Raw genomic sequence first — 21,379 nt, forward strand, 5'->3', positions numbered from 1 at the left:
CACCATTAACGGTGATCACAGCAAGGCCACGCCGCCTTCGACCATCTTCAACAAGTGATGCATCGGCCAGTGTGGAGTTAAGCGTTTTTCCGTCAATAGCCCTATCACCCGCTCTACATCATGCTTGTTGCGGTCTAACAACAACCCCACCACGCTGCCGCTGTGAGCGACATTAATACCGTAGAGATCGCACTCTTCAACCAGTGATAACAAGACGTTAAATTCCGGTTTAGGCAAAATATTCTGGCTCGCCACGGCGCTAAGCGTGGCGGCTTCACCCATCAAACGTGGGTTGTTCTGCGCGCACGCTTGCTGAATTTTCCCCCAGGCTGTTTCCAGTTCAGGGGCATGCCGTTGCAGCAACGTGTTTCTTTCCATGCGGTGATAATCTGCGGTTCGCAAAGTCAGTGGGCTTTCAAGCACCAGCAGATCCAGCGCCGGTTGCGAGTCACAGGCGATGCGCGTAGCACCTTTGTTATGGTCAAACAACGTCAGGCTGCGAAAAATAGTGCTGTCGGTGGGTTCGAGTGCAACACACTGCGCCGCCAGTGCTTGTTCACTGAGTTCACGGCCTAAATAACTCGCGGTAGCGAGCGCCGTGGCGGCGATATCTGCGGTGCTACTGGCCATTCCCTTGGCGAGCGGAATCGTCGAGTGGCGCTCAATGCGTATTTCACGGCTCAACTCTGCGGGATATTGCCAGTGCGCCAGCAGCTGTTTCACCATTGCGCGCGACAGAGGAAGTTCGCTTGCTAGCGGAGCGCCAGTGGTGACTTCAACGGTGCTGTACCAGTCCACCGGACACGACACCAGCTTTTCGCCGCCAACAATCCACCCCTGGATAAGCTCGCCACAGGATGCAGGACACTGAGCTACTGCCACATTGACCACCTTTTTCACTCAATTATATCTGCGCGATAGTGACATGGCGCTTTATAGGATTTATTGATTTTCCACAATATAGCTTAATCCGCCATGGCGATAAAAAGAATAAAGATGTTATATCTGCGCGCTAATAATATGGCTTTGATTTATTTTCATATTAATATGATTTATTTTCATGAACTTATTTGTCTATTTGGTGTAAGGGGTTATTTCATTTAAAAGTGAGGTTTTGTTATTGCTTTACGAAAAGGTAATTAATTGTGGGGCGTGTCAAAGTAAGCAAATTTAATTGGTCTGATAAATTGTCGTAGCGCAATAATTTAATTGCTTAGGCGCTATAACCTGTGTCGAGTTTTTATTTGGCGATATTCAACAGAATTCTTAAATTATGTTTCCACGTATGCGCAACAGTGAATTTACGGCATACGCGGTTAACTGTAATGCTAATAGATACACCACATTGTGTGGTTGGGAAGGGGGTTTAAATCCCCCGCAGCCCCCGCTGCTGTGATGCTGACGAACCCGTGATACCACTGATCGTAAGATTGGGAAGGACGGGTGAGAGTGACGCTAAGCCAGAAGACCAGTCTGTTAGCTAAAAACAACAACTTCGGTGGGAAGTGGGTTGCTCAGAAGCGTCGAGTCGCAAGACTGGGTCAACGCACATCCTGGCACCCGTACCGCCCAGAACAGGATTGGGGTATGGCAGCCAGGAAAAGGACATTCATTGTTGCAGGCACTTCCAGCGGATGTGGCAAAACCACGGTTACGCTGGGTTTGCTTAGCCTCCTCACACAGCGCGGATTGCGCGTACAACCCTGCAAAGTTGGCCCTGACTATCTTGATACTGGCTGGCATAGCGCCGTGACCGGGACTGCCTCCCTGAACCTTGACCGTTTTATGCTGCCGGTTACCACGTTAAATGCGCTGTTTGCCGAACGTATGCAGCATGCGGATGTGGCGGTGATTGAAGGCGTGATGGGGCTGTTTGATGGCTACGGCATCAGTCCTGATTATTGCAGCACCGCAGGGATGGCGAAGCAACTGAACTGCCCGGTGATTCTGCTGGTCGATGGGAAAGCTGTTTCGACGTCGATTGCCGCGACGGTCATGGGGTTTCAACATTTTGACCCCGCATTAAAGCTGGCGGGCGTGATCGTCAACCGCGTGAATAGCGAAAGCCATTACCAGTTGTTGAAAAGCGCTATTGAACGCTACTGCGGCGTGCCGGTGTTGGGCTACGTTCCCCGTGTTGAAGGGGTTTCGTTACCGGAAAGGCATTTGGGGCTGGTCACCGCACGCGAGTCGGTCGTCAATTCACAACCCTGGGCAGACTTCGCCAGCCAGCTTGAAAAAACGCTGGATATCGACCAGTTGCTGGCACTCAGCGTCTGTGATGCGCTCCCTTCAGGGGCGTGGCCTGAACTGCCAGCCGCCGGCAGCGGAGCAGGGTTAACGCTGGCGCTGGCCGATGACGAGGCGTTCAACTTCTATTACCCCGATAACATTTCTCTTCTTGAGCGTGCTGGCGTGCGCATTGTGCGCTTCAGCCCGCTGCATGACAGCCAGTTACCGGAATGTCAGATGATTTGGCTCGGCGGTGGCTATCCGGAACTCTACGCCGAAAAGCTATCCGCGAACCACACCATGCGCGCTCAAATCCTCGCAGCCCACCAACGAGGCGTGGCGATTTATGGCGAATGCGGCGGCTTGATGTACCTCGGCAGTTCGCTACAAGACAGCCACGGCGCGACTTATCCGATGGTCGGCGCTATTCCCGGCCATAGCGTGATGGGCAAAAAATTAACCCGCTTTGGCTACTGCGAAAGCCGGGCGCTGGCGCCCACCTTGCTGGCTGACACAGGCGAAACGCTGCGTGGTCACGAGTTTCATTATTCTGAATTTACGCCGCAAATCCCTGCGGTGATGGCGTGCAGCAAAACCCGCGACGGCGCAGTTTTACAGGCGTGGTCGGGTGGCTGGCAGGTGGGAAATACCTTCGCCAGCTATCTGCATATTCATTTTGCCCAGCGTCCCACGCTGCTTAATCGCTGGATAAGTGCAGCCAGGAGAGCGAAATGACACTCCTGGCCTGGGCGGTGGCGTGGATTCTGGATCGTCTGCTGGGCGACCCTCACCACTGGCCGCATCCGGTGCGCTGGATTGGCGCACTGACAGCGTTGGCACAACGTATCGTCCGGCGTTACTGCCGTAGCGAAGCGGCCTTGTCCATCGGTGGTGGTTTGATGTGGCTCTGCGTGGTTGGCACCACCTTCGGCGTGGCGTGGGGGCTGCTGCATTTTGCCAATGCCATTCACCCCTGGTTGGGCTGGATTGTCGAAGTGTGGATGATTTTCACGGTGCTTGCTGCCCGCAGCCTCGATGACGCCGCGCGTGACGTGGAGCTGCCGTTAAGTGAGGGCAATCTCGAGGAAAGCCGCAAAAAACTCGCCTGGATTGTCGGGCGCGACACTTCCCAATTGCAAATGCCGCAAATCAATCGCGCGGTAGTGGAAACCGTTGCGGAGAACACCGTGGACGGCGTGATAGCACCACTGTTCTTTTTACTGCTCGGCGGCGCGCCACTGGCGATGGCCTACAAAGCCGTCAATACGCTGGATTCGATGGTCGGCTACAAACACCCAAAATACCGTGCAATCGGCATGGTTAGTGCGCGAATGGACGACCTCGCCAACTTCATTCCGGCGCGTATCAGTTGGTTATTGCTGAGCGCTGCCGCGTGGATGTGCCGCAACAATGCCATCGACGCGCTGCGTATTGGCTGGCGCGATCGCTACAACCACAGCAGCCCCAACTGCGGTTGGTCGGAAGCCACGGTGGCAGGGGCGTTAGGTATTCGTCTCGGCGGGCCAAATGAATACTTCGGGCAACGGATGGACAAACCCTGGCTCGGAGAGGCTTCCCGCGAGATAGCCGTTGGCGATATTTCAGCAACGATTCAATTGATGTGGGTGGCTTCCACGCTGGCGCTGCTGCTGTTTGCGCTGGCGCGGGTTATCTGGTCTGGAGCGGTCTGAGGGCAATATGATGAATTACATACAACAACCACAAGCGATTGAAGCCAAAAGCTTCGTCATTATCGACGAGATTGTCCGGGAAACCCGGCCAGAATACCGTTTTGCCAGCGAGCTGCACGAGGCGGTGATTAAACGGGTTATCCATACCACCGCCGATTTTGACTGGCTGGATATTTTATGGTTTTCCGAACATGCGCTGGACAACTTGTGCGCCGCGTTGCGCAGCGGCTGCACGATTTACACTGACACCACGATGGCGCTTTCCGGGATCAATAAAACGCTGTTAGCCAGTTTCGGTGGCGAGTGCCGTTGCTATATCAGCCATCCCCACGTTGTCCACCAGGCGAAAGAACTGGCGATCACGCGCTCTATGGCGGCGGTTGATCTGGCGATGCAAGAAGAAGGCGAAAAGATCTTTGTCTTTGGTAACGCGCCAACCGCACTGTTCCGCTTGCTGGAAAAGGCGACTCCGGTGCGTGCTGTGGTTGGCGTTCCTGTCGGGTTCGTCGGCGCCGAAGAGTCGAAAGATGCGCTTATTGCCAGCGACCTTCCGGCCATTGCTGCACGCGGGCGTAAGGGCGGTAGTAATGTCGCCGCCGCCATCGTCAACGCCGTGCTGTATCACCTGCGGGAGGCGTGATGAGCGAATCCTTCGAGGCACCGGTGTGGCATAACGGAAAAGCGTTACGCAAAGGCTATACCACCGGCTCCTGCGCAACGGCGGCGGCAAAAGTCGCGGCGCTGATGGTATTACGCCAGCACCTGATTCATCAGGTTTCTATTACCACGCCTTCCGGCGTGACGCTGTGCCTGAATGTTGAATCGCCACACATCGAAGGGCAGCAAGCGATCGCCGCTATCCGTAAAGACGGCGGTGATGATATTGACGCCACCCACGGCATGTTGATTTTTGCCAGAGTCGCGCTGAACGATTCCGGCGAGATAACCCTTCATGGCGGCGAAGGGGTAGGCAAAGTCACCCGCAAAGGCATTGGCTTGCCCGTCGGCAGTGCCGCGATCAACCGCACACCACGCCAGACCATTGAATCTGCGGTACGTGAAGTGATTGGCCCGTCGCGTGGTGCGCAGGTGGAAATCTTCGCCCCTGAAGGGGAGCTACGGGCGCAAAAAACCTATAACTCGCGCCTTGGCGTCATCGGCGGTATCTCGATTATTGGCACCACCGGCATTGTGACGCCGATGTCGGAAGAGAGCTGGAAGCGTTCTCTGGCGCTGGAACTGGAGCTGAAACGCGCAGCGGGTCTGGAGCGCATCGTGATGGTGCCTGGCAATCATGGCGAACGTTTCGTACGCGAACAGCTTGGCGTGGACAGCCAGTCCATCGTCACCATGAGCAACTTTGTTGGTTACATGATTTCGGAAGCGGTGCGCCTGGGCTTCCGTCAGATCGTGCTGGTCGGGCATCCAGGGAAGCTGATTAAGGTCGCCGCCGGAATATTCCATACCCACAGCCATATTGCCGACGCGCGCATGGAAATACTGGTCGCCCATCTGGCATTGCTCCACGCGCCTTACGAATTGCTGGCTGCCGTCAGCGAATGCGACACCACCGAAGCGGCGCAAGAGCACATTGACGCCTGGGGTTTCCAGCGCATCTATCACCATCTTGCCGAACGTATTTGTCTGCGGGTTGCCCAGACGCTGCGTTTTACCAGCCAGCCTCCCGTTTGCGATGCCGTGATGTTCTCTTTTGATAACCAACTGTTGGGTAGTAACCGCCCGTTGCAGGAGATCGCGGAGGATTTGCAATGCTGACGGTGGTTGGAATGGGGCCGGCGGGCGTGCAGCTGATGACGCCCGCTGCCCGCCAGGCGGTTGCCGAAGCTGAAATTCTGATTGGCGGGAAACGCCATCTGGCGCAGTTCCCTGATTTTTGCGGTGAAACGCGCCAACTTGATGCCGACATCGCCGCTTTACTGAGCTGGATTGAATGCCAGACCGCGCGCCGCGTGGTGGTGCTGGCATCTGGCGATCCGCTGTTTTACGGCATTGGTACGCGAATGGTTGCGCACTTTGGAATCGATCGCCTGAAGGTGATCCCGGGGATCAGCGCGGCACAATATCTTTGCGCGAAAACCGGCATCGATATGAATGACATCTGGTTAACCAGCAGCCACGGCAGAACGGTCGATTTCGAAGTCCTGGTCCGCCAGCCCAAAGTGGCGATGGTGACCGATAAATTGTGTGGCCCGCGAGAAATCGCCGCTGAGCTGGTCGCCAGAGGCGCCGGGCAACGCAGGCTGGTTATCGGTGAAAACCTGGCAATGGAAAACGAACGCATCCACTGGCTACGCGCCTGTGATGTCACTGCACAGTACGACATGAATGTCCTGGTGATCCTCAATGAAAGATGAACTGTTTTTACGCGGGGCAAAAGTCCCGATGACCAAGGAAGTGGTGCGCACCGTGGCGCTCTCCAGGCTTGCGTTGCATCAGGCCCGCCATTTTATTGATGTTGGTGCAGGCACGGGCAGTGTCTCGATTGAAGCAGCGCTCAGCCACCCTGAACTGCGGGTGACGGCCATTGAACGAAACCCCGATGCACTGACGCTGCTGGCGGAAAACCGTCGCCATTTTGATTGCTGCAATATCGAGATTATCGCCGGTGAAGCTCCGGTGATGCTGGGGGAAAAAGCCGAGGCGATTTTCATCGGCGGCAGTGGCGGCAACTTGACGGAGTTAATTGACTGGGCGCTGGAGCAGCTCAACCCGCAAGGGCGGCTGGTGCTGACGTTTATCCTTCAGGAAAACCTCACCACCGCACTGGATCATCTTTCCTCTCGCGGCATGCACGATTTTGATTGCCTGCAACTACAGATTTCCGAGTTAACCGCACTGGGATGCGGGCATTACTTCAAACCCAATAACCCCACTTTTATGATTTCCTGCCAGAAGGAAAAGAATCATGGCTAAGACTTTTGATCCCCGCAGCGTTTGGTTTGTGGGTGCGGGGCCAGGTGACCGCGAACTGATTACGCTCAAAGGCTACCGCTTGCTGCAAGAGGCGCAGGTGGTGATTTACGCCGGTTCGCTTATCAACACTGAGCTGCTGGACTATTGCCCGAAAGAGGCGCAGTGCCACGACAGTGCGCAGCTGCATCTGACGCAAATTATCGACCTGATGGAAGAAGGGATTAAGGCCGGTAAAACGGTGGTGCGCCTGCAAACCGGCGATGTGTCGCTCTATGGCTCAGTGCGCGAACAAGGCGAAGTCCTCGCCCGTCGCGGTATCCCGTGGCAAGTGGTGCCGGGCGTCAGTGCTTTCCTGGGGGCTGCGGCGGAGCTGGGTGTTGAATACACGGTGCCTGAGGTTTCGCAAAGCCTGATTATCACGCGCCTGGAAGGGCGCACGCCTGTGCCGCCGCTCGAGCAGATTGAACTGTTCGCCAGCCACCAGACATCAATGGCGATTTACCTCTCCGTGCAACGCATCCACCGCGTCGCCGAACGTCTGATTGAAGGCGGCTATCCGGCTTCGACGCCAGTGGCGGTTATCTATAAAGCGACCTGGCCGGAAAGCATGACCGTACGCGGCACCCTCGCGGATATTGGCGACAAAGTCCGTGACGCGGGGATCCGCAAAACCGCGCTGATTCTGGTCGGCGCATTCCTCGGCGAAGAGTTTCACTATTCACGCCTGTATGCCGCGGATTTCAGCCATGAATACCGCAAAGCCTGAGTTAATCACACTGGGAGTTTCACACTGATGTTAACCGTAATTGGGATTGGCCCTGGCTCGCAGGCCATGATGACCCTCGAAGCCGTAGAGGCGTTGCAGGCTGCTGAAATCGTGGTGGGTTATAAAACTTACACCCATCTGGTGAAGGCGTTCACCGGCGACAAGCAAGTGATCAAAACAGGGATGTGCAAGGAAATTGAACGCTGTCAGGCGGCGATTGAGCTGGCGCAAAGCGGGCGCAACGTGGCGCTGATTAGCAGCGGCGATGCCGGTATTTACGGCATGGCTGGGCTGGTGCTTGAGCTGGTCAGCAAACAGAAACTGGATGTGGAAGTGCGGTTGATTCCCGGCATGACAGCGAGCATCGCCGCCGCATCTTTGCTTGGCGCACCGCTGATGCACGATTTTTGCCACATCAGCCTCAGTGATCTGCTGACACCGTGGGCGGTGATTGAAAAACGCATCATCGCCGCAGGCGAAGCCGATTTTGTCATCTGCTTCTATAACCCGCGCAGCCGTGGCCGCGAAGGGCATCTGGCTCGGGCTTTTGAACTGCTTTCCGGTAGCAAAAGCGCCCAGACGCCAGTAGGCGTGGTGAAGTCAGCCGGGCGCAAAAAACAACAGAAATGGCTCACCACACTCGGCGAGATGGATTTTGAACCAGTGGACATGACCAGTCTGGTGATTGTCGGCAACCACGCAACCTATATCGAGCAAGGGCTGATGATCACCCCGCGTGGTTACACGTTGTGACGCCTGGCTGAAACAAAAGGATTAAACCATGAAAAAAGCGCTTCTGGTGGTGAGTTTTGGCACCAGCCATCACGACACCGGTGAGAAAAATATTGTGGCGTGTGAACGCGACCTGGCTGCCAGTTGCCCTGATCGCTGCCTGTTCCGTGCTTACACCTCAGGGATGATCATCCGCAAGTTAAAACAGCGTGATGGCATTCATATCGATACACCGTTGCAGGCGCTGCGCAAGCTGGCAGAGCTGGGTTATCAGGATGTGGCTATTCAGTCATTGCACATTATCAACGGCGATGAGTACGAAAAGATCGTCCATGAAGTGCAGGTGATGCGGCCATTGTTTGCGCGCCTGGTGATTGGCGCACCGTTACTCAATAGCTTCGCTGATTATTCGCAACTGATGGCGGCTTTACGCCTGCAAATGCCTGCGCTGGGCGAACGGGAAGAAGTGGTGTTTATGGGCCACGGTGCCAGCCATCACGCTTTTGCCGCTTACGCATGTCTCGATCACATGATGAAGGCACAGCAGATGCTCGCACGAGTTGGTGCGGTGGAAAGTTACCCGGAAGTCGGGCAACTGATTGACAACATGCTGGCCGAAGGCGTGCGCGCCGTTCATCTGATGCCGCTCATGCTGGTGGCAGGTGACCACGCCATCAACGATATGGCGTCTGATGAAGACGATTCGTGGAAATCACAGTTCTGCGCTGCGGGGATTCCCGCGACACCGTGGTTGCAGGGGCTGGGTGAAAACCCGGCGGTGCGCGCGATGTTCGTCGCACATTTACAGCAGGCGATTAAAGGTTCAATGGAGGAGGCAGCATGAGCGGAAAACTCTACGCAATTAGCACCGGCCCTGGGGCGAGCGACTTAATTACGGTGCGCGCGTCGCGGATACTTGCCTCGCTGGACGTGCTGTACACCCCCGCCGGACGTAAAGGTGGCGATAGCCTGGCGCTTTCTATCGTGCGCGAATATCTCGGTGAGCACACGCAAGTCTGTTGCCGCCATTTCCCAATGAGCGCGGACAGTGCCGAAAAAGAAGCGGTATGGGATGCGGTTGCCGCCGAACTGTACCGCGAAGTTGAGGCGGGAAAACGCGTCGGCTTTATTACCCTCGGCGATGCCATGTTGTTCAGCACCTGGGTCTTTTTACTCAAGCGGTTGCCGCATCCTGACTGGCTGGAAATTATCCCAGGCGTGACCTCTTTTGCGGCGATTGCTTCACGCTCTGGAACGCCGCTGGCGATGGAGTCGCAATCACTGGCGGTGATTTCTTGTACCTCACCGGAGGACGAGATTCGCCAGGCGCTGGAACGGCATGACAGCCTGGTCTTAATGAAGGTGTATGGCCGTTTTGCGCGAATTAAGTGCCTGTTGCAGGAAGCGAATTTGCTGGATAACGCGTTGATGATGGCCGAAGCGACACTGCCGAACGAGCAATGCTGGCGAAACCTGCGAGAGGTGCCGGATGACCAGGAGTTGCCGTATTTTTCGACCATTTTGGTGAACAAGCAGTGGCGTAATTAGCTGAATCGGTGGATGACGCCTGCGGCTTATCCCCCCGACAAAATCAAACCAATGACGTAGACGTAGGTCGGATAAGCGCTGCGTCATCCGACAACAATGCTGAAGGGGAAATCATGGAATCGTTACTGAAAAAACTCTCACTAAGCGGCTTCGGCATGGGAATGCTGTTGCTCATCGTGCCGCAAGATGCGTTTGCCATGCACATTATGGAAGGTTTTTTACCGCCGATGTGGGCGCTGGCCTGGTGGCTGCTGTTTCTACCGTGCCTGTGGTATGGCCTGGTGCGCCTGCGCCAGATTGTTGCGGAAGACAGCAACCAGAAAGTGTTGTTGGCGCTGTGCGGCGCATTTGTTTTCGTGCTCTCGGCGCTGAAAATTCCGTCGGTAACCGGAAGCTGCTCGCATCCTACCGGCGTTGGGCTAGCGGTGATTTTGTTCGGGCCCGGTGTGGTGGCAATCCTCGGCGCGGTGGTGTTGCTGTTCCAGTCACTGCTGCTGGCTCACGGCGGTTTGACCACGCTTGGCGCTAACGGCATATCGATGGCGGTGGCGGGGCCGATTGTCGGTTATCTGGTGTGGAAGCTGGCTTGCCGCGCAGGGTTACGTCGTGATGTCGGGGTGTTTTTATGCGCCATGCTGGCGGATCTCACCACTTACTTTGTGACCTCGGTGCAATTGGGCGTTGCGTTTCCCGACTCGCAGGCGGGCATGGGCGGATCGACGCTCAAGTTCATGAGTATCTTCTGCCTGACGCAGATCCCGATCGCCATAGCGGAAGGGCTGCTGACGGTATTGATCTATGACCAAATCACGAAACGTAATTTGATCACGGCACAGGAGCATTAACGATGAAAAAGACGATAGTTTTGCTCGCGATGGTGATTGCACTGGTGATATTGCCGTTCTTCATTGACCACAACGGTGAATATGGCGGTTCCGACGGTGAAGCGGAAAGCCAGATCCAGATTATTGCTCCGGATTACCAACCGTGGTTCCAGCCGCTGTATGAACCGGCAAGCGGTGAAATAGAAAGCTTGCTGTTTACCTTGCAGGGCTCTTTTGGCGCGGCGGTGATTTTCTACATCTTCGGTTACTGGAAAGGCAGACAACGTGCAACTGACCGGGCTTGACAGACTCAGCTACCAAAGCCGCTGGTACCACGTTTCACCGGTGCGCAAATTCTGGTTGTGGCTGGCGATGATGGTGCTGGCGTTTGCCCTGCCGCCGTTCGGCCAGGTTTGTTTGCTGGTGCTGGTCGCGGCGTTCACCTGCTGGTTACTGCGTATTTCGCTGTGGCGCTGGTGCCGATGGATGGCACTGCCGTTTGGTTTTTTGCTGGTGGGGGTGGTGACAATCCTGTTTAGCATCAGCCGCGAATCGACGGAGCTGTTGTGGAGTGTGCCGGTTGGCAGCGTCTGGATTGGCATCAGCCATGACGGATTGCTGATGGCGAATGCGACTGTCTGGCGCAGCCTGGCGGCGCTGGCATCGACCTTCTGGCTGGTCCTCAATCTGCCTTTCCCGCAGCTGATTGTGCTGCTGCAACGTGCGCGGGTGCCGCGGTTAATGACCGAACAGATCCTGCTGACCTGGCGCTTTATTTTTATCTTGCTGGAGGAGGCGCTGGCTATCCACCGTGCGCAGACGCTGCGCTTTGGTTATCGCAGTTTGCCGCTGGGGTATCGATCGTTTGCGATGCTGGTCGGAATGCTATTTACCCGCGTGATGATGCGCTATCAGCAAATGGTGACGGTGCTGGATATCAAATTGTATCAGGGTGATTTTCACCTCTAAGGACAGCCATGCTAGCCACAGAATCTCTCTGGTTTCGTTACCAGGACGAACCGGTACTTAAAGGTGTTTCGCTGGATTTTTCTCGCCATTCGGTTACCGGGCTGGTGGGGGCAAATGGCTGCGGAAAATCGACATTGTTTATGAACCTCAGTGGCATTCTGAAGCCGCAAAAAGGGGCGGTGCTGTGGCAGGGCAAGCCGCTGGATTACAGCAAACGAGGGCTGCTGGCGCTGCGTCAGCAAGTCACCACGGTTTTTCAGGACCCGGAACAGCAGATTTTCTATACCGATATCGACAGCGACATTGCGTTTGCGCTACGCAATATCGGGGTGGAAGAAGCAGAGATTGCGCGGCGGGTCGAAGAAGCATTGACGCTGGTCGACGCGCACGCTTTTCGTCACCAGCCGATTCAGTGCCTGAGTCACGGGCAGAAAAAGCGCGTTGCCATTGCGGGCGCATTAGTGCTCCAGGCGAAATATCTGTTACTCGACGAACCGACGGCAGGGCTGGACCCTTCAGGGCGCACGCAGATGATTGAAATTATTCGCCGCATCGTCGCTCAGGGCAACCATGTGGTGATCTCCAGCCACGACATCGACTTGATTTACGAAGTGAGCGACGCGGTGTATGTGCTCAACCACGGCGAAGTTTTGGCGCAAGGGACGCCGGAGGACGTCTTTTCTCGTCAGGCCTGCATTGAGCAAGCGGGATTGACGCAGCCCTGGCTGGTCAAAATGCACCTCGAGCTGGGTTTACCGCTTTGTAAAAATGAAGCGGATTTCTTTGCCCGTATGCGGGCGACATATCTTCAGGAGGCGTCATGAAGCAGGCAATCATGTTGCAGGGAACGGCATCGGATGTCGGGAAAAGTGTTCTGGCTGCGGGGCTTTGCCGTATTTTCCATCAGGATGGCTGGCGAACCGCGCCGTTTAAATCGCAGAACATGGCGCTGAATTCCGGCATCACGCCGGAAGGTAAAGAGATGGGGCGGGCGCAAATTTTCCAGGCCGAAGCGGCGGGCGTGGTGCCGGACGTGCGCATGAACCCGGTATTGCTCAAGCCCACCAGCGATAGCAAAGCGCAGGTGGTGCTGATGGGGCAGGTGGCTTGCAATATGGACGCCGTCAGTTACCACGAGTACAAACCGCGCCTGCGGGAACAGGTGACGGCGGCGTATAACAGCCTGGCGCAAGAGTATGACGTGCTGGTGCTGGAGGGGGCGGGAAGCCCGGCGGAAATCAATCTGCGCGACCGCGACATCGTTAATATGGGAATGGCAGAAATGGCCGGATGCCCGGTTATCCTGGTGGCAGACATCGACCGTGGCGGCGTTTTCGCCTCTATTTATGGCACGCTGGCGTTATTGCAGGAGCATGAACGCTGGCGAGTAAAAGGCGTCATCATTAATAAATTCCGCGGTGACGTGGCGTTGCTCCACTCCGGGATTGAACAGATTGAGTCGTTAACCGGCGTCCCGGTGTTGGGCGTGATGCCATGGCTGGATGTCGACCTGGAAGATGAAGATGGTGTGGCGCTGCAGCGCGGTAAATATTTGCACACCGAAAAGCGCGATATCGAGATTGCGGTGCTGCACTTACCACACATTTCCAACTTTACTGATTTCAATGCGCTGGCGGCGCAACCGGATGTCCGCGTGCGCTATGTCCGCCATCCAGAAGAACTGGACGGGGTGGATCTGGTTATCTTACCGGGCAGCAAAAATACCCTCGGCGATTTGAGCTGGATGCGCGAACACGCCCTGGCGCGGAAGGTGCTGGAGCTACATCGCTGCCACGTGCCGATCATCGGCATTTGCGGCGGTTACCAGATGCTCGGCGACACCATTATTGACGAGGTGGAATCCGGGCTTGGCACCTTACCAGGGCTGGGCTTGCTCAATACCGTGACCCAATTTGCCAGTAGTAAAACCACCACTCTGGTGGCGGCAGAAACTGCCGCGTCGTTGCCTGGCTGGCTGGCGCAGGCTTCGGGGATTGCGCTACGCGGCTATGAGATCCACATGGGGGAAACGCAATTAACATCGGACTGCCGTCCGGCATTGTTACTGCAAAAAAACGGCGAATCGATTGCCGACGGTGCAGTCAGCGATGACGGGCTGGTGTTTGGCACTTATCTGCATGGGCTGTTTGACAGTAACACCTTCACGCGCGCGGTGGTTAATGGGCTACGGGCGCGTAAAGGCTTAGCGGCGCTGACCAGCACAGTCGATTACGCGAGTTATAAATCCCAACAGTTTGACATTCTGGCAGCGGCCATGCGGCAAAACATTGATATTGAAAAAGTCTATCAAGTGATGCGTGAGCACCAGGAGGCAACGGCATGATTCTGGTCACTGGAGGTGCCCGCAGCGGCAAAAGCTCGCATACGGAACGGCTGGCCGCTGAGGATTGTGACCATGTTTTGTATATCGCCACTTCGCTGGTCACCGATGACGAGATGGCATCACGCGTGGCTCAGCACCAGGCGCAACGGCCACAACACTGGCGGACCTGGGAAGGGTTCCGCGATTTGGGCGAGGTGATTCGCCACCATCTGCAACCAGGTGAAGGCGTGATGCTGGAGTGCATCACTACTATGCTGGCAAACCTGCTTTATGAAGAGAGCGCAGGCGCTGAACCGGAAAGCCTGGATTTTGCGGCTCTGGAGGTGATTCTGCTGCGCCAGATTGACGACCTGATCGCCGCATGCCAGCAGTCGCCCGCGCCAATCTACATTGTGACTAACGAACTGGGGATGAGCATCACGCCGCAAAACCGCCTGGCTCGCCATTTTGTCGACATCTCTGGCAGGGTTAATCAGAAGCTGGCGCAGGCGGCAGATGAGGTGTGGCTGGTGGTGGCGGGGATTGGGGTAAAAATCAAATGTCGCTAAATATGTTGGCTGCGACCATGCGATTTATTACCCGCATCCCGGTACCAGAGAAGTGGGCTGACGGGGTAGAGTTCCGGCACTACGGCCAGGGCGTGCGCTATTTTCCCGTCGTTGGCTGCGTTGTTGGCGGGCTTGCCGCATTCGTCGCGGTGGTTGCCAGCCAGAGCGGTGGCGGCATTTATGTCGGTGCGCTGGTCTACGTTTTGGCACTCGCTTTTCTGACTGGCGGTTTTCACCTCGACGGGCTGGCGGACACCTGTGACGGCATTTTTTCTGCCCGTAAGCGCGAGCGTATGCTGGAAATTATGCGCGACAGCCGCCTGGGGACACACGGTGGCCTGGCACTGATTTTCTGTATTCTCATCAAAACATTTGCCGTTATTTCGTTATCGCAATTTCCCGCTAAAGAACTTTTCACATTGTTGCTCTGTGCACCAGTGGCTGGCCGCGCAGCCATGGTGCTGGCGATGTATAAGCAGCGCTACGCCCGTGCCGGTGAAGGGATGGGCAATATTTATATCGGCCAGATTAGCGGTTATCAGGCCGCCATCACCTTGTTGATTGGGGTGCTGATCGTCGGGCTATTCGCCGGAACGCGCGGGCTTATCGCCATTCTGGTGACTTATGTTGTGGTTTATGGCGTCGCATCCTATTTCCGCCGCCAGTTAGACGGGCAAACCGGCGACACGCTGGGAGCCTCGGAAGAAGTGGGGGAAATTGTATTTCTGCTGGCATTGCTGTGGGCCTGAATGATGCGTTAAACAATTGAGGATAATAACGGTGCAAACATTAACGGAATTAGTGGCAAGCATCAGGCCGCTTGATCAACAAAAAATGGCGCAAGCGGCTGACTATATTGAAAGTTTAGCCAAGCCAGCAAAAAGCCTCGGGCGGCTGGAAGTGATGGCAACCCAACTGGCGGGTATGCGTGGGATAAGCCATCTGGATAACCTGCAAAAAGAAATTATTGTGATGTGCGCCGATCATGGTGTGTTTGATGAAGGAGTCGCTGTGACCCCGAAAGAGGTCACTTATATTCAGGCGTTGAATATGCAGAAAGGGCTGACCGGCGTGTGCGTACTGGCAAAAAACAGCCAAACCTCTGTTTTGCCGGTGGACATCGGCATTGATTGCGAACCGATCGCCAATATGGTGAGCCTTAAGCTGGCACGCGGATGCGGCAATATTGCGCAGGGGCCAGCCATGTCGCGCCAGGACGCGGAACAACTGCTGCTGGCAAGCGCTCAGCTGGTAAAAAAACGTGCGGAGGAAGGGGTGTCTATTTTTGGCGTCGGTGAACTGGGGATTGCCAACACCACGCCCGCTTCGGCGATGATCAGCGTATTTAGCGATTGTGACCCGCACGATGTGGTGGGGATTGGTGCCAATCTGCCACTCGATCAGTTGCAGCATAAAGAGTCGATTGTCAGAAAAGCTATCCACGTTAACCAACCCAACGGCAACGATGCGCTGGATGTGCTGGCAAAAGTGGGTGGATATGACCTGGTGGGAATGGCGGGAGTCATTCTCGGGGCGGGGGCGTGTGGCCTGCCGGTGGTGCTGGATGGTTTTCTCTCGTATGCGGCGGCGATTGCGGCGTGCCAGCTAGCGCCGGAAGTCAAAAGCTATTGTATCCCTTCACATTTTTCGGCAGAAAAGGGTGCGCAACGTGCATTAGAACACCTTAACCTGAAGCCTTATCTGTATCTGGATTTGCGCCTCGGCGAAGGCAGTGGCGCAGCCATTGCGATGTCGATATTAAGTGCGGCCTGCGCGATGTATTGCCATATGGGATTACAAGCGAACAGCGGTTTTAGCCTGCCGGGTTCACCGACGTAATTGGGGATGTGAGGGGATGGTGTATCCAGCCCCTTTCACCCTCACCAGGCTAACCGATAATCGTGATCCCCAGACGCTCCATTATTTGGATCACCTGATAATTATCCAGTTTGACCCCTTGTAAATCGGTGCCGCGAACGTCCAGATTACCCAGTTCTGAATTGGTCAGGTCACAATGGGTAAAGTTGGCTGATCGCCAGTCGAAGGAAGAGAATTCACCGCCGGAAAGGTCAGAGCCACTAAAGGTCGCCCCCAGAATTTGAGCACCATTCCAGCGGTTTTCCCACAGCTCGCACTTCTCGAGCACCACCTTGCTAAAGTTGGCGTAGCTCAGGTTGGTTTTGGTGATGTAAGCACTGCAAAACCAGCTGCGGGTGGTGATCATATTCATGAAGCTTGCGCCACGAAAGTCTGCGCCTTGCGCCCGACAGTCGCGGATTTCGATACCCAGGGCGCTGGCATTTCTGAAATCTGCCATCGATAAATCACAGCTTTTGAAGGCTGCGTCTTTCAGTATTGCCCGGTTAAAATTACCGCCTTGCTGGCTTTCACGGTCATAAAACTGGCAGCCGACAAACTCGGTACCGGTCAGGTCAGTGCCTGAAAAGTCGCAGTTAAAAAAAGTGCTGTTCTCAATTTTCGCGCCAGTGAACTGATTGCGGCCAATCTTTGTACCATTCAAAGCCAGAGTCATAATAATTAACCTGTTTATTTGTACAGTGAAAATTTATTGTAACCCAAAGACGGAGCAGTAGAAAATCGCTCAGCGCACGTTTTTGTGTGTGGGTGTAACAGGGCAGATAGGCGTAGGGAATAATAGCCGATAAGTTGCCAGAAACCGTTGCGTGAACCTAATCTTAAACGATGGATTGGGTGAGCAAAAGTGTGAGTATTAATGAGAAAAGTGGCGATTATCGGCGCGGGGCCAACGGGGATTTATACTTTTTTCTCCCTGCTGAAGAATAAGACACCTGTAGCCGTTTCTGTCTATGAGCAAGCCCCTGAAGCGGGTGTCGGTATGCCTTACAGCGATGAAGAAAACTCGCGCATGATGTTGGCGAATATTGCCAGCATCGAAATTCCGCCCATTTTTTCGACCTATATCGACTGGCTGCGCCGCCAAAGTGAAGCGCATCTGGCGCGCTATGGTGTCGAACATGCTTCGCTTCATGTCCGTCAATTTCTACCGCGCATTCTTCTTGGCGAGTACTTTCGTGACCAGTTTTTGGAACTGGTGGCGCAGGCTAAAAAGCAAGGTTTTAACGTTGAAGTGCATGAGTCTTGCCTGGTTACTGACCTGCAAGCTACGGCAGACGGCGTCAGGTTATGGGCGCAAGGGGAGGCGGTGCCCCATTTGTTTGATCTTGCCGTTATCGCAACGGGGCATGTCTGGCCAGACGAAGATGCCGCGACACACAGCTACTTTCCTAGCCCGTGGTCGGGGCTGATGGAGGCGCATATTCCGGCGGGCAAGGTTGGCATTATGGGTACATCTTTAAGTGGCCTGGACGCCGCAATGGCGGTGGTTATCCAGCATGGCGAATTTATTGAAGATGATGACGAGCACTGCCGGTTCATTCTTGATGAACAAAGTACCGCGCTTAACATTGTGCTGATGTCGCGTTCAGGCATCCTGCCAGAAGCGGATTTCTACTGCCCGATCCCGTATGAACCTTTATTGGTTGCCACCGAACAGGCTATCAAAGACGAAATTGCGGCCGGTTCAGACGGCCTGCTCGACAGGGTTTTCGGCCTGATGATGGAGGAAATCGAACGGGCTGACTCGACCTGGAGCGAGCGCATATCCCTCAATACTCTGGATGCCGACAGCTTCGCCAACACCTGGTTTTCCGACCGGAAAGAAAATAACCCGTTTAGTTGGGCCGAAGCCAATCTGCAGGAAGTCGAACGCAACAAACGCGACAAACGAACCGTGCTCTGGCGTTACGCCATTCTGCGTTTACATGAAGCGGTGCAGGAGATTGTGCCCCATCTTAACGAACAGGACGGCAAGCGGTTCGACGCCGGGCTTGCTCGCGTGTTTATCGATAATTATGCCGCCATTCCTTCACAATCGATTCGTCGGCTACTGGCCTTACGTGAGGCGGGGATCATCAGCATTCTCACACTTGGGCAAGATTATGAACTCGATGTCAAAGAGCACCAGACCGTGATTGCCGCACAAGGCGACAGATATGAGTTCGATGTGTTTATTGATGCTCGCGGGCAAAAAGCGCTGAAGACAAAAGACCTGCCGTTCCCCACTTTACGCCAGCAACTTGCCGCTAATGGTGATGATATTCCGGATGTTGGCGACGATTACACCTTGCTGGAACCGGCCTGCGCCCGTGGGCGTATCGGGTTTGGCGCATTGCCGTATTTGATGCACGACCAGCCTTTCGTTCAGGGGCTAACCGTTTGTGCGCAAATCGGTGCCGCGATAGCAAAAGCCCTTTCAAACCCCGCGCTCAGGCCGCGCAGAAAGCTACCGTTTTGGGATGAGTGACCGACATTAGGATTGCAGGGCGGAAAATTCGAGCGCCAGACCGATGAGCGTCATATTTTGCACTGAGGGTTCCGCAGTCGCCGCAATCAGAGTGCCCTGGAATTTCAGTTTCTTGAACGGCCCATTAATGATGAGCCTTGCGCGCAGGCTGGGAAGTGCCTGGGAACTGACAGGATAAACAACGCGTCCTTTGATGGGGACGGGGATTTTTCGTAACTCAATGCGTTGCAGCACGCCGATATTGGCGTAGAGCACGGCAATCGGCGTGACGGAAACCAGCGGTTGTGCGCAGACACTAATAAAATCCAGCAGCAATTCTGGTTGCAGGTAATTTAACCCACCATGCGTTACGGTAACGCCTGGGATTTCCGGCATCGGGAAAGACAGCGGCAGGAGTGATGAATCAGTCATTGATCCCTTTCCATTATGATTTCGCCTTATTGACCCGATAAGAGTAGACCATCCTGAATGAGAAAAACTTTGCCAATACCGCAGGAATAGTTTTGGTGAGGTGTTGCTTTTGCCATTTTTGAGAATCTACGTTGCTTCCCTTTTGATTTGTTCATAAACTAATTCTGTTCATGAATCATGAACTGTGGAAAGGTGTGAACAAATGAAAGAAGAACAGCTTTTGTCCGGGGTTTTAGAGAACCTGCCAAAAGGCTTCGAGTTGCAATATGAGTATAGCAACAATGGCGTACATGACGGTTGGGGCAAGTTAACGGGGCCGAGCGGTGAAACGATGACATTTGCCCTGGAAATAAAGCAGATCCATCGTAAAGAATCGCTGATAGCTGCCCGTGAACAAATGGCTCGCTTTCCTGGAAATGTCCCTGCATTACTCGTGTGCAACCGACTGACATCTACGTTGGCGGAATATTGTGCCGAGAGCCAGATTAATTTCATCGATACGGCGGGCAACGCCCATATCCAGGTTCCAGGATTATATCTGCTCAGAGAAGGGCGCTATGAAAAGAAACCCGTTGTTGCCAGTAGTCGTTTTGCGGAAGGAGTAATGAAACTTCTTTTTGTGCTGTTATCCAGCCCAGAAACCCTGAACGATACGTACCGCAGCCTGGCGGAGAAAGCGGGGATTTCCCTGGGGATGGTTAGCAAGGCTTTCGATTATCTTGAAGCACAGCGCTATTACCGAAAATCGCAGCAGGGGCGGCGTTTGATGAATGAAGAAGAATTACAGGTTCTGTGGCTTAAAGATTATGCCACTGCTCTGCGCCCAAAACTGGATTCTCTTTCTTTGTCTGCACCTGTTTCATGGGGTGAGATAGCGTTGGCGTCCGAGGAATACTGGGGGGGCGAAATTGCTGCCGCCCAGCTGAGCGGTGGATATCTGATTCCGGAAACAGGCGTGATCTTTACCCCTCATCATCTTTTACAAAGGCGGAAAGAACTGGGGCTAAAACCTGTTTCTGGCGGAAAACTGCAACTGATTTCCCGTTTTTGGAAGCACTTTGCACTGAGTCGCAAAGCAGAAGCGATGCTGTGCGTGGCAGAATTGTTGGTGAGCGGCGACGACAGAAACAGAGAAGCAGCAAGGATAATCAATGACAAATACCTTCACCTTAACGAATCCGATCTTTTCAGTTACTGAAACATTGCTAAGCCTGATTAACCGAATTTGTACCGCCCAGGAGATCCCGTTTTTTATTGCAGGTGCAACGGCGCGTGAAATTTTACTCCACCATGTTCACGGCAGGAGTATTGGTCGTCGAACTCGCGATATTGATATCGCTGTGTTTGTAGATGGCTGGCCGAGGTTTGATGTGCTTAAAAATGCCTTTATTGCTGAAGGTGCACATGCTGTCCGTGATAATGCTCATCGTATGATTTCCGAAGGGATCGAGCTGGATATTATTCCTTTTGGCGGAGTTGCTGAAGGGAGTCAAATTACCTGGCCGCCGGAGCGTGAGGTAATCATGTCCGTGGACGGATTTGCTGAGGTATTTAATCACACCGTAACAGTGCAACTGGGCAATGGGGAAAATCTGCCGTTTTGTTCCTTACCGGGATTAGCATTATTAAAACTTTTTGCCTGGCGCGATCGCGGGCATGGCAATGCGAAGGATGCGACCGATCTCTACAAGATTATTCGTGAATATGGCGCTATTGAAGATGAGCGTATATATGAATCCCCCATCGAAGGTGAAAAACTAGACTGGAATCCTGTGCGTATGGGCGCAGTGCTGTTGGGCGGCGATATCGTTGCAATTAGCGAGCACACTTCTTTAGCCGAGTTGATGCGTCTTGATAGAGAACGTTTGACCGACGCTATAGTGCGGCAAACTGATGTGGGCGATATGACTGTTGAGCAGATTATGAATGATTTCTGGAACGGTATGATGAGTGGTGGTTGAGATACAAACTCCGCACGGCACAAAATATGCGGGTTTTCAGGATTTCGTCTGGAATTATTCAAGCTAATCACAGC

24 protein-coding genes and 1 riboswitch are annotated in these 21,379 nt (G+C 54.4%); of the genes, 21 read left to right on the plus strand and 3 right to left on the minus strand.

Annotated features, from left to right (window positions below):
* Positions 1–15: 15 nt before the first annotated feature.
* Positions 16–882, minus strand: coding sequence for a GHMP family kinase ATP-binding protein (locus MNO13_RS05040; RefSeq protein WP_064544060.1), 867 nt, complete (start codon positions 880–882; stop codon positions 16–18).
* Between the two features lie 434 nt (positions 883–1,316).
* Positions 1,317–1,491: riboswitch (cobalamin riboswitch) on the plus strand.
* Between the two features lie 96 nt (positions 1,492–1,587).
* Between MNO13_RS05040 and MNO13_RS05045 the strand changes: the two genes are divergently transcribed.
* The 18 genes from MNO13_RS05045 to cobT all read left to right on the plus strand — a co-directional run bounded on the left by MNO13_RS05045 (position 1,588) and on the right by cobT (position 16,427).
* Positions 1,588–2,967 carry a cobyrinic acid a,c-diamide synthase CobB gene (locus tag MNO13_RS05045; RefSeq protein ID WP_241939595.1) on the plus strand — a complete coding sequence of 460 codons (1,380 nt, stop codon included), beginning with the start codon at positions 1,588–1,590 and terminating at the stop codon, positions 2,965–2,967.
* Positions 2,964–3,923 carry an adenosylcobinamide-phosphate synthase CbiB gene (gene cbiB / locus MNO13_RS05050; RefSeq protein ID WP_064544065.1) on the plus strand — a complete coding sequence of 320 codons (960 nt, stop codon included), beginning with the start codon at positions 2,964–2,966 and terminating at the stop codon, positions 3,921–3,923. Before MNO13_RS05045 ends, cbiB begins: the two co-directional genes overlap by 4 nt.
* A gap of 10 nt (positions 3,924–3,933) precedes the next feature.
* Entirely contained in the window at positions 3,934–4,563 is a 630-nt protein-coding gene (locus MNO13_RS05055) for a cobalt-precorrin-8 methylmutase (protein ID WP_064544105.1), read from the plus strand.
* Positions 4,563–5,699, plus strand: coding sequence for a cobalt-precorrin-5B (C(1))-methyltransferase CbiD (gene cbiD, locus MNO13_RS05060; RefSeq protein WP_241939596.1), 1,137 nt, complete (start codon positions 4,563–4,565; stop codon positions 5,697–5,699). The genes MNO13_RS05055 and cbiD overlap by 1 nt, the downstream gene beginning before the upstream one ends.
* Positions 5,693–6,298 carry a cobalt-precorrin-7 (C(5))-methyltransferase gene (locus MNO13_RS05065; protein WP_064544068.1) on the plus strand — a complete coding sequence of 202 codons (606 nt, stop codon included), beginning with the start codon at positions 5,693–5,695 and terminating at the stop codon, positions 6,296–6,298. The genes cbiD and MNO13_RS05065 overlap by 7 nt, the downstream gene beginning before the upstream one ends.
* Positions 6,288–6,857 (plus strand): decarboxylating cobalt-precorrin-6B (C(15))-methyltransferase, encoded by a 570-nt coding sequence (locus MNO13_RS05070; protein ID WP_064544071.1) that lies wholly within the window; start codon positions 6,288–6,290, stop codon positions 6,855–6,857. The genes MNO13_RS05065 and MNO13_RS05070 overlap by 11 nt, the downstream gene beginning before the upstream one ends.
* Positions 6,850–7,623: a cobalt-precorrin-4 methyltransferase gene (locus tag MNO13_RS05075; protein WP_064544073.1), complete on the plus strand. Its 774-nt coding sequence runs from the start codon at positions 6,850–6,852 to the stop codon at positions 7,621–7,623. Before MNO13_RS05070 ends, MNO13_RS05075 begins: the two co-directional genes overlap by 8 nt.
* A gap of 27 nt (positions 7,624–7,650) precedes the next feature.
* Entirely contained in the window at positions 7,651–8,376 is a 726-nt protein-coding gene (locus MNO13_RS05080) for a precorrin-3B C(17)-methyltransferase (RefSeq protein ID WP_064544075.1), read from the plus strand.
* A gap of 28 nt (positions 8,377–8,404) precedes the next feature.
* A complete protein-coding gene (gene cbiK / locus MNO13_RS05085) occupies positions 8,405–9,199 on the plus strand; it encodes a sirohydrochlorin cobaltochelatase (protein ID WP_064544077.1) in 795 nt (264 codons plus the stop codon).
* Positions 9,196–9,903 (plus strand): cobalt-factor II C(20)-methyltransferase, encoded by a 708-nt coding sequence (locus tag MNO13_RS05090; RefSeq protein ID WP_121815048.1) that lies wholly within the window; start codon positions 9,196–9,198, stop codon positions 9,901–9,903. Before cbiK ends, MNO13_RS05090 begins: the two co-directional genes overlap by 4 nt.
* A 113-nt stretch (positions 9,904–10,016) precedes the next feature.
* A complete protein-coding gene (cbiM, locus tag MNO13_RS05095; RefSeq protein ID WP_064544082.1) occupies positions 10,017–10,748 on the plus strand; it encodes a cobalt ECF transporter S component CbiM in 732 nt (243 codons plus the stop codon).
* Positions 10,749–10,750: 2 nt separating this feature from the next.
* On the plus strand, positions 10,751–11,032 hold the full coding sequence (locus tag MNO13_RS05100) for an energy-coupling factor ABC transporter substrate-binding protein (RefSeq protein ID WP_064544084.1): 282 nt from the start codon (positions 10,751–10,753) through the stop codon (positions 11,030–11,032).
* Positions 11,019–11,696, plus strand: a complete 678-nt coding sequence (locus tag MNO13_RS05105; RefSeq protein WP_237932018.1) for an energy-coupling factor ABC transporter transmembrane protein — start codon at positions 11,019–11,021, stop codon at positions 11,694–11,696. The genes MNO13_RS05100 and MNO13_RS05105 overlap by 14 nt, the downstream gene beginning before the upstream one ends.
* Positions 11,697–11,704: 8 nt before the next feature.
* Complete coding sequence (locus MNO13_RS05110; RefSeq protein WP_064544085.1) at positions 11,705–12,520, plus strand: energy-coupling factor ABC transporter ATP-binding protein; 816 nt, start codon at positions 11,705–11,707, stop codon at positions 12,518–12,520.
* Positions 12,517–14,040, plus strand: a complete 1,524-nt coding sequence (locus MNO13_RS05115; protein ID WP_241939597.1) for a cobyric acid synthase — start codon at positions 12,517–12,519, stop codon at positions 14,038–14,040. Before MNO13_RS05110 ends, MNO13_RS05115 begins: the two co-directional genes overlap by 4 nt.
* The gene (gene cobU, locus MNO13_RS05120) at positions 14,037–14,588 is read left to right on the plus strand and encodes a bifunctional adenosylcobinamide kinase/adenosylcobinamide-phosphate guanylyltransferase (RefSeq protein ID WP_064544089.1); all 552 of its coding nucleotides are present in this window, start codon (positions 14,037–14,039) and stop codon (positions 14,586–14,588) included. Before MNO13_RS05115 ends, cobU begins: the two co-directional genes overlap by 4 nt.
* On the plus strand, positions 14,579–15,337 hold the full coding sequence (gene cobS, locus MNO13_RS05125; protein WP_241939598.1) for an adenosylcobinamide-GDP ribazoletransferase: 759 nt from the start codon (positions 14,579–14,581) through the stop codon (positions 15,335–15,337). The genes cobU and cobS overlap by 10 nt, the downstream gene beginning before the upstream one ends.
* Before the next feature lie 31 nt (positions 15,338–15,368).
* Positions 15,369–16,427: a nicotinate-nucleotide--dimethylbenzimidazole phosphoribosyltransferase gene (gene cobT, locus MNO13_RS05130; RefSeq protein ID WP_064544094.1), complete on the plus strand. Its 1,059-nt coding sequence runs from the start codon at positions 15,369–15,371 to the stop codon at positions 16,425–16,427.
* A gap of 49 nt (positions 16,428–16,476) precedes the next feature.
* On the opposite strand, the gene MNO13_RS05135 is transcribed toward cobT, so the two are convergent.
* Positions 16,477–17,121 carry a Qnr family pentapeptide repeat protein gene (locus MNO13_RS05135; RefSeq protein WP_064544096.1) on the minus strand — a complete coding sequence of 215 codons (645 nt, stop codon included), beginning with the start codon at positions 17,119–17,121 and terminating at the stop codon, positions 16,477–16,479.
* 201 nt (positions 17,122–17,322) lie between these two features.
* Between MNO13_RS05135 and MNO13_RS05140 the strand changes: the two genes are divergently transcribed.
* Positions 17,323–18,933, plus strand: coding sequence for an FAD-NAD(P)-binding protein (locus tag MNO13_RS05140; RefSeq protein WP_241939599.1), 1,611 nt, complete (start codon positions 17,323–17,325; stop codon positions 18,931–18,933).
* Positions 18,934–18,939: 6 nt separating this feature from the next.
* On the opposite strand, the gene MNO13_RS05145 is transcribed toward MNO13_RS05140, so the two are convergent.
* Complete coding sequence (locus MNO13_RS05145; RefSeq protein ID WP_121815056.1) at positions 18,940–19,344, minus strand: dTDP-glucose pyrophosphorylase; 405 nt, start codon at positions 19,342–19,344, stop codon at positions 18,940–18,942.
* A gap of 202 nt (positions 19,345–19,546) precedes the next feature.
* On the opposite strand from MNO13_RS05145, the gene MNO13_RS05150 reads away from it, so the two are divergent.
* Both MNO13_RS05150 and MNO13_RS05155 read left to right on the plus strand, forming a co-directional pair.
* Entirely contained in the window at positions 19,547–20,542 is a 996-nt protein-coding gene (locus tag MNO13_RS05150) for a type IV toxin-antitoxin system AbiEi family antitoxin (protein ID WP_241939600.1), read from the plus strand.
* Positions 20,496–21,305 carry a nucleotidyl transferase AbiEii/AbiGii toxin family protein gene (locus MNO13_RS05155; RefSeq protein WP_133522904.1) on the plus strand — a complete coding sequence of 270 codons (810 nt, stop codon included), beginning with the start codon at positions 20,496–20,498 and terminating at the stop codon, positions 21,303–21,305. The genes MNO13_RS05150 and MNO13_RS05155 overlap by 47 nt, the downstream gene beginning before the upstream one ends.
* The last annotated feature ends 74 nt before the right edge of the window (positions 21,306–21,379 follow it).

This window comes from Buttiauxella ferragutiae (genome assembly GCF_022637515.1).
Lineage (GTDB): Bacteria > Pseudomonadota > Gammaproteobacteria > Enterobacterales > Enterobacteriaceae > Buttiauxella > Buttiauxella ferragutiae.

Coding starts and splice junctions, on each gene's coding strand:
- MNO13_RS05045 (WP_241939595.1), top strand. CDS start 1,588: ATGGCAGCCAGGAAAAGGACATTCATTGTTGCAGGCACTTCCAGCGGA.
- cbiB (WP_064544065.1), top strand. CDS start 2,964: ATGACACTCCTGGCCTGGGCGGTGGCGTGGATTCTGGATCGTCTGCTG.
- MNO13_RS05055 (WP_064544105.1), top strand. CDS start 3,934: ATGAATTACATACAACAACCACAAGCGATTGAAGCCAAAAGCTTCGTC.
- cbiD (WP_241939596.1), top strand. CDS start 4,563: ATGAGCGAATCCTTCGAGGCACCGGTGTGGCATAACGGAAAAGCGTTA.
- MNO13_RS05065 (WP_064544068.1), top strand. CDS start 5,693: ATGCTGACGGTGGTTGGAATGGGGCCGGCGGGCGTGCAGCTGATGACG.
- MNO13_RS05070 (WP_064544071.1), top strand. CDS start 6,288: ATGAAAGATGAACTGTTTTTACGCGGGGCAAAAGTCCCGATGACCAAG.
- MNO13_RS05075 (WP_064544073.1), top strand. CDS start 6,850: ATGGCTAAGACTTTTGATCCCCGCAGCGTTTGGTTTGTGGGTGCGGGG.
- MNO13_RS05080 (WP_064544075.1), top strand. CDS start 7,651: ATGTTAACCGTAATTGGGATTGGCCCTGGCTCGCAGGCCATGATGACC.
- cbiK (WP_064544077.1), top strand. CDS start 8,405: ATGAAAAAAGCGCTTCTGGTGGTGAGTTTTGGCACCAGCCATCACGAC.
- MNO13_RS05090 (WP_121815048.1), top strand. CDS start 9,196: ATGAGCGGAAAACTCTACGCAATTAGCACCGGCCCTGGGGCGAGCGAC.
- cbiM (WP_064544082.1), top strand. CDS start 10,017: ATGGAATCGTTACTGAAAAAACTCTCACTAAGCGGCTTCGGCATGGGA.
- MNO13_RS05100 (WP_064544084.1), top strand. CDS start 10,751: ATGAAAAAGACGATAGTTTTGCTCGCGATGGTGATTGCACTGGTGATA.
- MNO13_RS05110 (WP_064544085.1), top strand. CDS start 11,705: ATGCTAGCCACAGAATCTCTCTGGTTTCGTTACCAGGACGAACCGGTA.
- MNO13_RS05115 (WP_241939597.1), top strand. CDS start 12,517: ATGAAGCAGGCAATCATGTTGCAGGGAACGGCATCGGATGTCGGGAAA.
- cobU (WP_064544089.1), top strand. CDS start 14,037: ATGATTCTGGTCACTGGAGGTGCCCGCAGCGGCAAAAGCTCGCATACG.
- cobS (WP_241939598.1), top strand. CDS start 14,579: ATGTCGCTAAATATGTTGGCTGCGACCATGCGATTTATTACCCGCATC.
- MNO13_RS05135 (WP_064544096.1), bottom strand. CDS start 17,121: ATGACTCTGGCTTTGAATGGTACAAAGATTGGCCGCAATCAGTTCACT.
- MNO13_RS05140 (WP_241939599.1), top strand. CDS start 17,323: ATGAGAAAAGTGGCGATTATCGGCGCGGGGCCAACGGGGATTTATACT.
- MNO13_RS05145 (WP_121815056.1), bottom strand. CDS start 19,344: ATGACTGATTCATCACTCCTGCCGCTGTCTTTCCCGATGCCGGAAATC.
- MNO13_RS05150 (WP_241939600.1), top strand. CDS start 19,547: ATGAAAGAAGAACAGCTTTTGTCCGGGGTTTTAGAGAACCTGCCAAAA.
- MNO13_RS05155 (WP_133522904.1), top strand. CDS start 20,496: ATGACAAATACCTTCACCTTAACGAATCCGATCTTTTCAGTTACTGAA.